Genomic DNA, 8,174 nt, shown 5'->3' on the forward strand with positions numbered 1-8,174 from the left:
GCCTGTTGCCTGTTGCCTGTTGCCTGTTGCCTGTTGCCTGTTGCCTGTTGCCTGTTGCCTGTTGCCTGTTGCCTGTTGCCTGTTGCCTGTTGCCTGTTGCCTGTGGGGCGTTGGGCGGGTTCGTTGTTCGGTGGTGGTGCGGTGCCGGCCTGGTGGCGGGCGGTGGTGCTTGTGGTGTCCGGTGGTTCGGCATCGGTGGTGGTCCCGCGGCCCGGTTGACTGCCGGGGGTGAGGGGTTCGTCCTTTGCCTGTGGGGCGGTGGTGCTTGTGGCGTCTGGTGGTTCGGTGCCGGTTCCCGTCCGGTGGTGCGGTGGGCCTGGGGGCGGGTGGTGTCCGGCTGTTGAGGGTGGTTGCCGGTTGCCGGTTTTGCTCCGGGTGTGAGGCGTGGGTGTGGGGTGCCGGCCGGTGGCGGTGTTCCGTGTGGTGCTGGTGGCCGGTCGAGGGGTGGTGCCTGGTGGTGCGGTGGCCGTTCAGCGTGTTCTGACGGTTGCCCGGTTGCCCGGTTGCCCGGTTGTCCGGTGGGGCGTTGGGCGGTGGTGCGGGGTCCTTTACCCGGGGGGTGGTGCCTGGTGGTGTGAGGCCGGTCGCTGGTGGTGCTTCGGACGTTGTGGCGCTTGGCTGTTTAGGGCCTGGCGCCGGCGGGTCGGCGGTGGGGCGGTGCCCGCGCGGTGGCGGGCGGTGGTGCTTGTGGTGCCTGGGGGCGGGTGGCGCCTGGCTGTTCAGTGCCGGTGTCCGGTGGTGGGTCGGGTGGTGGTTCTTCGGTGCGGGTGGCGCTGTTCCTGGTGTGCCCGGTGCCCGGTGCCCGCTGCTTGGTGCCGGCTTGTTGGCGGGTGGGTGGGTGTGCGGGGGTGGCGGGGTGTTGGGTGGTGCGGTCGTGGGTCAGGTAAGCGTGGTCCTCGCAAGTGGTGCGCAACAGGGGTGGTTGTGGGGGGTGGTTGCGGGGTTTTTGCGTGGGGGCGGGTTCCATGCGGTTGTCGAAAGCGACACGGTTGCGGCGTCTGCCCGGTTCCGTCGTCCCGGGGGTTTTCCTGGGGGGCTGGCTGGGGTGGGTGTGGCTGGTGGTCCGCGTTTCCAGCGCGGCGGCCGGCCGGGTCCGGGTCGTGTTCGTGTGAACGGCCTGGCGGGACCGGCTGGTTGGCCGGTCCGGCGGCCCGGCACCGTTGTGCCCGGCTCCGTCTCCCCCGGGGGAATCTCTTCCCCGGGAGGGCTGGGGGTGGGTGTGGCCGGTGGTCCGCGTCTCCAGCGCGGCCGGCCCGGTCTGCTCTGGCCCCGGTCTGCTCTGGCCCGGTCTAGTCTGGCCCTGTCTGGTCTGGTCCGGGTTTGGTCCGGGTTCGGGCCTGTGTTGTGTGTGGGCGGCCCTGTCAGGGGTTGTGGTTTGGCGTCCTTTGTTCCGGCGCGTGGTGTGCCGGGGGGCGCGTGTGTGTGGAAGGGATGGTTGTGTGATGTCGGGGATTCCTTCGGTTGAGGATCTGGCGGCGCAGTTGCAGGCGGTGTCGGGTGCGCGGGAGATCGATGCGGATGCGGCGTTGCAGCACATCGCGGATGTGGATTCGCTGGATCTGATGGAGTGGCTGTACGGGTTCCAGAACGCGTATCCGCATATCGGGGCGGACGAGTCGTTGTTCGCGGACATCGATGACACGACGACGTTGCGGGTGGTGCACGGGCGGATCGTGGCGCTGGCCGGCGGCGCGGGTTCGGGTTCCTGAAGGGGGGCGGGGAGGCAGGAGAGAGGGGGCGGGTGGTGAGCGGTTTCGATGTCGCCGGGTGGGGGATGTGGGTTCCCGGCCGGGTGGTGACCAGTGCGCAGCTGGCGGAGCGGTTCGGTGTGGATGAGCACTGGATCGTCTCCAGGTGCGGGATCCGTGAGCGGCGGGCGGTGTCGGCGGGTGAGACGACGGCGTCGATGGCGGTGGAGGCGGGGCGGCGGGCGCTGGAGCGGGCGGGGTTGTCGGGGTCGGATGTGGCGCATCTGATCGTGGCGACGGCGACGCCGGAGCAGCCGTCGCCGGCGACGTCGGCGTTCGTGCACGAGGCGCTGGGGATCGCGGGCAGTGCGCATGACGTGAATGCGGAGTGTGCGGGGTTTGTGTATGCGCTGGTGACGGCGGCGGGTCTGATGCGGATGGATCCGCGGCCGGTGCTGGTGGTGGGTTCGGACACGCACACGCTGACGGCCAATCCCGCGGACCGGGATCTGTCGATCCTGGTGGGGGATGGTGCGGGGGCGGTGGTGCTGGTGCCGGGGCCGGTGGACCGGGTGCGGGCGTGGAATCTGGGTGCGGACGGCTCGTGCAAGGACTCGTTGAAGGTCCTGGCGGGTGGTTCGCGGATGCCGGTCAGTGAGGAGACGGTGCGTGCCGGTCTGCATTATGCGCAGATCAACGGTAACGAGATCTATCTGAACGCGGTGCGGTACACGGTGCGTACGATCCGCGAGACGCTGGAGCAGGCGAAGGTGAGTGCGCTGGATGTGGATCATGTGGTGCCGCATCAGGCGAACATCCGGATCATCAATTCGGTGCTGAATCACACGGGGATTCCCGCGGACCGGCTGGTGGCGAATCTGGACCGGTATGGCAACACGGCGTCGGGTTCGGTGCCGATCGCGCTGGCGGAGGCGCTGGACGCGGGGCGGATCAAGGATGGTGACACGGTGTTGCTGGCCGGGTTCGGTGCGGGGATGACGTGGGGTTCGATGCTGCTGACCTGGGGAGGTGCGGCGTGAGCGGCCAGGACACGGGCGCCCGGGACACGGGCGGCCGGGACACGGGCGGCCGGGACGTGAGTGCCCGGGACACGGGCCGGGACGTGAGCGCCGGGGATGCGGGTGCCCCGGATGCGGGCGCCCGGGAGACGGGTGCCCGGGATGCGGCGGGCCGGGAGACGGGCGCCCGGGACGCGGCCGGCCGGGAGGCGGCCGGCCGGGGTGGTCTGGGCCGGCGGCCGGTGTCGCCGGTGGCGCTGGTGACGGGTGCCTCGGGCGGGCTGGGGCGGGAGCTGGCGCTGGAGCTGGATGCGGCGGGGTGCCGGGTCGCGGTGCATTTCAACTCCTCGCGCCAGGCGGCCGAGGAGGTGGCGGGCAAGCTGGTGAACGACCATGTGGTGGTGGGCGGGGACGTGGCCGATCACGGCGCGGTGCTGGCGATGGCCGCGGAGATCGAGGCGGTGCTGGGTCCGGTGGACGTGCTGGTCAACAACGGCGGGATCCGCAGGGACGCGCTGATGGCGATGCAGTCGCCGGCGGACTGGCGCCGGGTGGTCGACACGAATCTGGTCGGTTCGTTCCACACGGCGCGGGTGTGTGTGCCGGGGATGCTGCGGGCGCGGTGGGGGCGGGTGGTGAACATCGTGTCGCCGTCGGCGCTGATCGCGACCGCGGGGCAGACGGCGTATTCGGCGTCGAAGGCGGGGCTGGTCGGGATGACGCGGACGCTGGCTGCGGAGTGCGGGCGGCGGGGGGTGACGGTCAACGCGCTGTCGCCCGGGTTCATGATCACGGGGATGACGGACACGCTGCCGCAGAAGGTGATCGAGGCAATGCGGGACAAGGCGCCGATCCCGCGGTTCGTGACTCCGCAGGAGGTCGCGCGGGCGATCCACCTGTTCCTGGACCAGGACTGCATGACCGGTCAGGTCATCAGCATCGACTCGGGCGCCTCGATCACCTGACCCCCCGCAACCCCGGCCGGCCCCGGGCAGGCCGCCTGCCCGGCGCTGCGGGGGAGGGCCCCTGGACACCCCCTGCGGGGCGGCCCTGCGCGGACGGGTCCCGTCCCCCGGGTCCGGCCCGCCGGGGGCCTGGTCTCCGCGGCGCCACGGGACCGTCCCCGGCCCCGTCCCGGGCCTGCTGCCTTGTGGCCGGTGCCGTCCCGCCCCGCCCCCCCCCCCCCCCCCCCCCCCCCCCCCGGGAGAGCGTCGGGGGCGGGGCCGTGGCCGTGTGCGGGCCCGGGCAGGGCCGGCCGGTTCCGGGTCTGCTGTGTGAGGGGTACTGGTCGGCGGCCCGGGCTCGTCCAGGCCTTGGGTGCGGTTTCTTCTCTCGTCTCGCCGTGCGGCCGGCCCCCAGGCCGGTTGCCGGTCCCGGGCCCGGTAGCGCTCCGCGCGGGCACCGCCCCCGCCAGCGGCGTCCGCCCGTCCCCGCAGGCGTCCGCCCGTCCCTGCAGGCGTCCGCCCGCCTCCGCCGGTGCGGCCCGTCCCCGCCGGTGCGGCCCGTCCCTGCCGGGCGGTGCGTGGCGGGTGGTTCGCCGGCGTGGTCCGCCGGGGTGAAGTGGTTTCTGGCCCGGCTTGCCACCTCCGGCACTGACGGGAACAGCAACTCCGGGAACAGGGACCACGATTGCGTCACGGTCGCCGACTGTCAGCCACCCGGGACCCGAGCCAACGACTTTCAGTCGATCTACGAGGCCGGCAAGAGCCGGTGATCCGTCACGGACCGTCACTGGCGCACAACCTGGGCCAGAACCAGAAGCGGTTCTGGCTCAGCTTTTGTCTGCGCCGTGAGGCGCCGTTGGTTCAGTGCTGGAGAGCGCAGTCATCCGCTGCCAGGTGCAGGTGCCGAAGGGTTTCCAGTTCGGCGGTGGGGAAGGCGTGCAGCTGCCACTTCCGGAGGTAGCCGTCCTCGCCGTGGGTTCGCCGCACCTTCTCGGCAGCCATCGCGACCGCATGCGCCAGGGAGGTGCGAGGACGTGAGGACGTCCACACGAGGGTGCCCTTCCCGTCCGGTACGTCGAAGCTGGCCGACATGTCCGGGAAGCGACGGATCGTGATGTGCACGTAACTGCTTTGGCGACGAAGAATCCACCGCGCCTCTGCCGGTTCGAGATCGAACGAGAACCGCTGGACGCCATGGGGGCCGTAAAGGCCCGACACGCCTTTCAGCAAGTCGGCGAGCGCGTTCGTACAGTAGCTGACGCTGTCCTGGTGCTTCGTCGAGCCGTCCCAGATCCTGCACCTCGCCCAGCCGGAGCCGCTCAGTTCCCAGCTGAAATGCAAGGACCTCGTCACTGAACCCCCCTGATCGTCTGCGGACAACGCTACAGCGGTGCCGGAGACGGGGGACGGCCGGGTACGCCACGCGACAGCCAGCTGGACCAGTGCGTCAGGCACTCCGAGGAACCCAACGAGCTCGATCACGGCATGCTGTCGCAGTGCTCTCGTTTCGCATGGGGCGGGCCCTGGCCTCGACTTGTCAGGGAGGCAACCCGGGCCCGCGACCACACGTTATCGACGACGCTGACCCGGTCTTCTCGGACACTCCGCCCAGACCCGCCCGGTCACCCGGCCAATGGCTCCCATGCCCGCCGAAGTGGCTCCCGAACTGACCGAAGAGCACCCGTCCCGGGCGAGTACACCACCGCCACGAACGGCCTGGACCCGGCTCCCGTTCACACCGAAGCAGTGGCGCTCATATAGCCCGACAAAATCAGTCGGGTGACTTCCCGTCGGCCGGCCGCGAGCGGGGACTGCGGACCGGTCACCGGCACGGCACCGCGATGCCTGCGGTCGAGGCGGACAACGGCTCCTTCGGCCGGGGCGCGATCTCTTGCGCCGCTGTGAACCGTCGTCCCGGCCGTCCGGGCCGCGGCTCGTTTTTCGGGCGGTTCCGCGTGCTGCCCGAGAAGCCCGGCCGGCACTCGGCGCGGCCGGGTCACACGCGTCGGGCCACAGCCCCGTCCATCCCGCCGACGACGCCCCGAGGGTGCGGTGGGGCGGGCCCGCGGCCGTTTCCGGGGCCGGGACGCGGACGGCCGTGCCGGTCCCGGCTCTCCTGCGCCCGGGGGTGTCGGACACGGCCCGGGCCGCCCCGGTCCTGATCCCGGCCCCAGGGACGGGGCCCTTGCGTCGTCCGCGCAAGGCCCCTGGTCCTGGGGCCGTTGTCCGTGGGGGGGCGGCGCTTGGCCGCGCTTCGTAGGGATCCGTCGTGGCCGGATGCCGGAGAGCTCCTCGGCGCGGGAGCCGGCCCGCTCGCCGTTGCGCGGCCTGCCGCCGGGGTGGTCCGCCAGGCCGCGGGCAGTGTGTCGCCCCCGGAACGGAAAGGGGACCGTGACCCGCTGCTGTGCGCGGCGAGGGCGGCGTGCCGGCTGTGGGGGAGGTGCCCGGGCCCCGGCTGTGCCGGGCCCGCTCTCGCGGGTAGGCCCGGGCCCGGCCTGGCGGAAGGGGTGGGCCGGCGCGGTTCCCGGTCCGCTGCCACGGCGGCCGGGCCGTGCGCCGCCGTGGCGGGGGTCCTGGCCGGGGAGGGCGGGTTGTGGGCGTTGGGTGCCTGTGGTGCGGGTGCGGGCCGTGCCTGCGGGGAGGGCGGGATGCGGGCGTGGGCGCGGGTGCGGGTGCGTGGGCCGGGGGCCGGGGTTACTGCGTGGTGGTGGCGGTGACGGTCCATGTCCCGGGCGGGGTGTCGTCCAGGCGCAGGTCGAAGGTGAAGGTGATGGGTCTGCGCTGGTGCGGGTCGCCGTGCAGGACCTGTTCGCTGCGGCGGTCGACTTCGTAGTAGACGCCCTGGGCGTCGACCGTGAGGCGGAAGACGATGGGGGTGCGGGACAGGAGCGAGGTGACCTTGACGGATGTGATGTCGGCCTGGCGCAGGACGGTGCGGCGGGGGGTGCGGACGGGGGTGAAGTCGAGGCTGCCGTCGTTCATGGCCCATTCCTCGAGGAACCGTTCGACGGCGACTTCCAGGACCGCCCTGTCGAAGCGGGCGTCCAGGACGCTCAGGTCGCCGGCGGCGGTGTCGGCGTCGGTGGTCCACGAGATGTTGGTGAGCGACAGGATGTCGCCGGCCCCGGTGAGCGAGGTCTTGCCGGCGACTTCGAGCACGGCCTGGCGGGCGACGTCCTTCTGGTCCCAGCCGTCCGTCTCGATGGCGGCGCTCAGGTGGTGGGCGCCTTCGGCGGCCTGTTCCAGCGACGACACGATCCACTCGCCGGCCGCGTTCTTGCGCAGGGTCCAGTACTCGACCGGGCGGGTCGAGCCGTCCTTGCGCACGCCCTGCCCGCCGTCGGCGCGCCGCACGTAGTCGTGGAGGGTCGCGGTGATCCGGAAGGTGACGGTGTCGTTCACCTCGCCCGCGCGGTTGGCGACGTCGACCAGCTCGACGGCCGGGCCGGAGACGATCTCCACGACGTTGACCTCGCCACGCGCGGCGTAGTCCCGCAGTTCCTCGGCCCACTTGCCGTACAGCACCGGGGACAGGATCCGCTGCAGCGTGGCGAGGTCGTGCCCGGTCCAGGCGCGCTGGGCGCTCTCGTACAGCCACACGGCGCGCTGTTCGAGCGCGGCGCGATCGAAGGTCGCATCGGTGTCAGCGATGGCGTCCACGCGGGCCGAGACGTGGGCGGCGCGCTCGCGCGCCTGCGCGTCGGCGCGGTGGGCCGCGCGGTCGGAGACGGTGTTCAGGCCGTCCGCGAGCCTGGCCCTGCGGCGCCGGGACCACAGCCACAGGACCAGCAGGACCACGGCCACGATCACCAGCAGGGTGACGATCCCCCCGCCACCGCCGCCGGCCCCGAAACCCGTTCCGAAGCCGGTGCCGAAACCGCCGCCGCCCGACCCGTGGAAGCCGCTGCCGTGGCCGCCCCCGCCGCCGCTGCCCCCGCTGCTGCCGTGGCCGCCGCCGAAGCCGTGGCCGCCGCCCCCGCCGCGGGCGTAGGCGGCCGTCGGGCTGCTCAGCGCGACGGCTCCCGCGAGCACGCATATCCACCGGCGGACGCGCACCGGGCCCTCCCTCAACGAACCGAGATGTTCCGGCAAGCCTACAAGCCGGGGGTGTCCGGGAGGTGTGGCGGGCGGCGGGCGGTCCGGCAGGGGGCGGCGGGGCCTTCCCGGGGCGGGCCTCCTGGGGCGGGCCGGCGGGTCTTCCGGGGCGGGGGTCTCGGGCCTGCATGACGTCCGGGCTCCCGTGCCCGCCCCGAACGCCGGGGCCGCTGGCCGCGGGCCGGCCGTGGGCCGGTCGTGGGTCGGTCGTGGGCTGGTCGGGGGCCGAGGCCGGGGTCTTTGAGGCGGGTTCCTGTCCGGGATCGCCGGTCGTCACCGGGTTGCGGGGACGTACGCCGGGGACTCCGGCGCTCTTTGCGACCGTGGGGGGGGGGGGGGGGGGGGGCCCCCCCCCCCGCGGGGGGCCGGGGGGGGGGCCGGGGGGGGGCGGGGGGGGGCCCCCCCCGCGGGGGGGGGGGGGGGGCCCC

6 protein-coding genes are annotated in these 8,174 nt (G+C 73.1%); 4 read left to right on the plus strand and 2 right to left on the minus strand.

Annotated features, from left to right (window positions below):
* The 4 genes from ACFV4F_RS20895 to ACFV4F_RS20910 form a co-directional block, all read left to right on the plus strand.
* A partial coding sequence (locus tag ACFV4F_RS20895) for a hypothetical protein (protein WP_380504416.1) occupies positions 1–219 on the plus strand: 219 nt, incomplete at its 5' end.
* A 1,223-nt stretch (positions 220–1,442) separates the two neighbouring features.
* The gene (locus ACFV4F_RS20900) at positions 1,443–1,709 is read left to right on the plus strand and encodes a hypothetical protein (RefSeq protein WP_380448692.1); all 267 of its coding nucleotides are present in this window, start codon (positions 1,443–1,445) and stop codon (positions 1,707–1,709) included.
* Between the two features lie 35 nt (positions 1,710–1,744).
* Entirely contained in the window at positions 1,745–2,728 is a 984-nt protein-coding gene (locus ACFV4F_RS20905) for a 3-oxoacyl-ACP synthase III family protein (RefSeq protein ID WP_380448694.1), read from the plus strand.
* Positions 2,725–3,672 (plus strand): SDR family NAD(P)-dependent oxidoreductase, encoded by a 948-nt coding sequence (locus ACFV4F_RS20910; protein ID WP_380504419.1) that lies wholly within the window; start codon positions 2,725–2,727, stop codon positions 3,670–3,672. The genes ACFV4F_RS20905 and ACFV4F_RS20910 overlap by 4 nt, the downstream gene beginning before the upstream one ends.
* 840 nt (positions 3,673–4,512) lie before the next feature.
* Here the strand turns inward: ACFV4F_RS20910 and ACFV4F_RS20915 are convergent.
* A complete protein-coding gene (locus tag ACFV4F_RS20915) occupies positions 4,513–5,004 on the minus strand; it encodes a hypothetical protein (protein WP_380504422.1) in 492 nt (163 codons plus the stop codon).
* 1,341 nt (positions 5,005–6,345) lie between these two features.
* Positions 6,346–7,707 carry a Tim44-like domain-containing protein gene (locus tag ACFV4F_RS20920; RefSeq protein WP_380504425.1) on the minus strand — a complete coding sequence of 454 codons (1,362 nt, stop codon included), beginning with the start codon at positions 7,705–7,707 and terminating at the stop codon, positions 6,346–6,348.
* Between the last annotated feature and the right edge of the window lie 467 nt (positions 7,708–8,174).

It is taken from the genome of Kitasatospora sp. NPDC059722, from assembly GCF_042733235.1.
Taxonomy (GTDB): Bacteria; Actinomycetota; Actinomycetes; order Streptomycetales; family Streptomycetaceae; genus Kitasatospora.

Excerpts from the sequence above, each read along its gene's own strand:
- ACFV4F_RS20900 (WP_380448692.1), top strand. The coding sequence starts at position 1,443 with ATGTCGGGGATTCCTTCGGTTGAGGATCTGGCGGCGCAGTTGCAGGCG.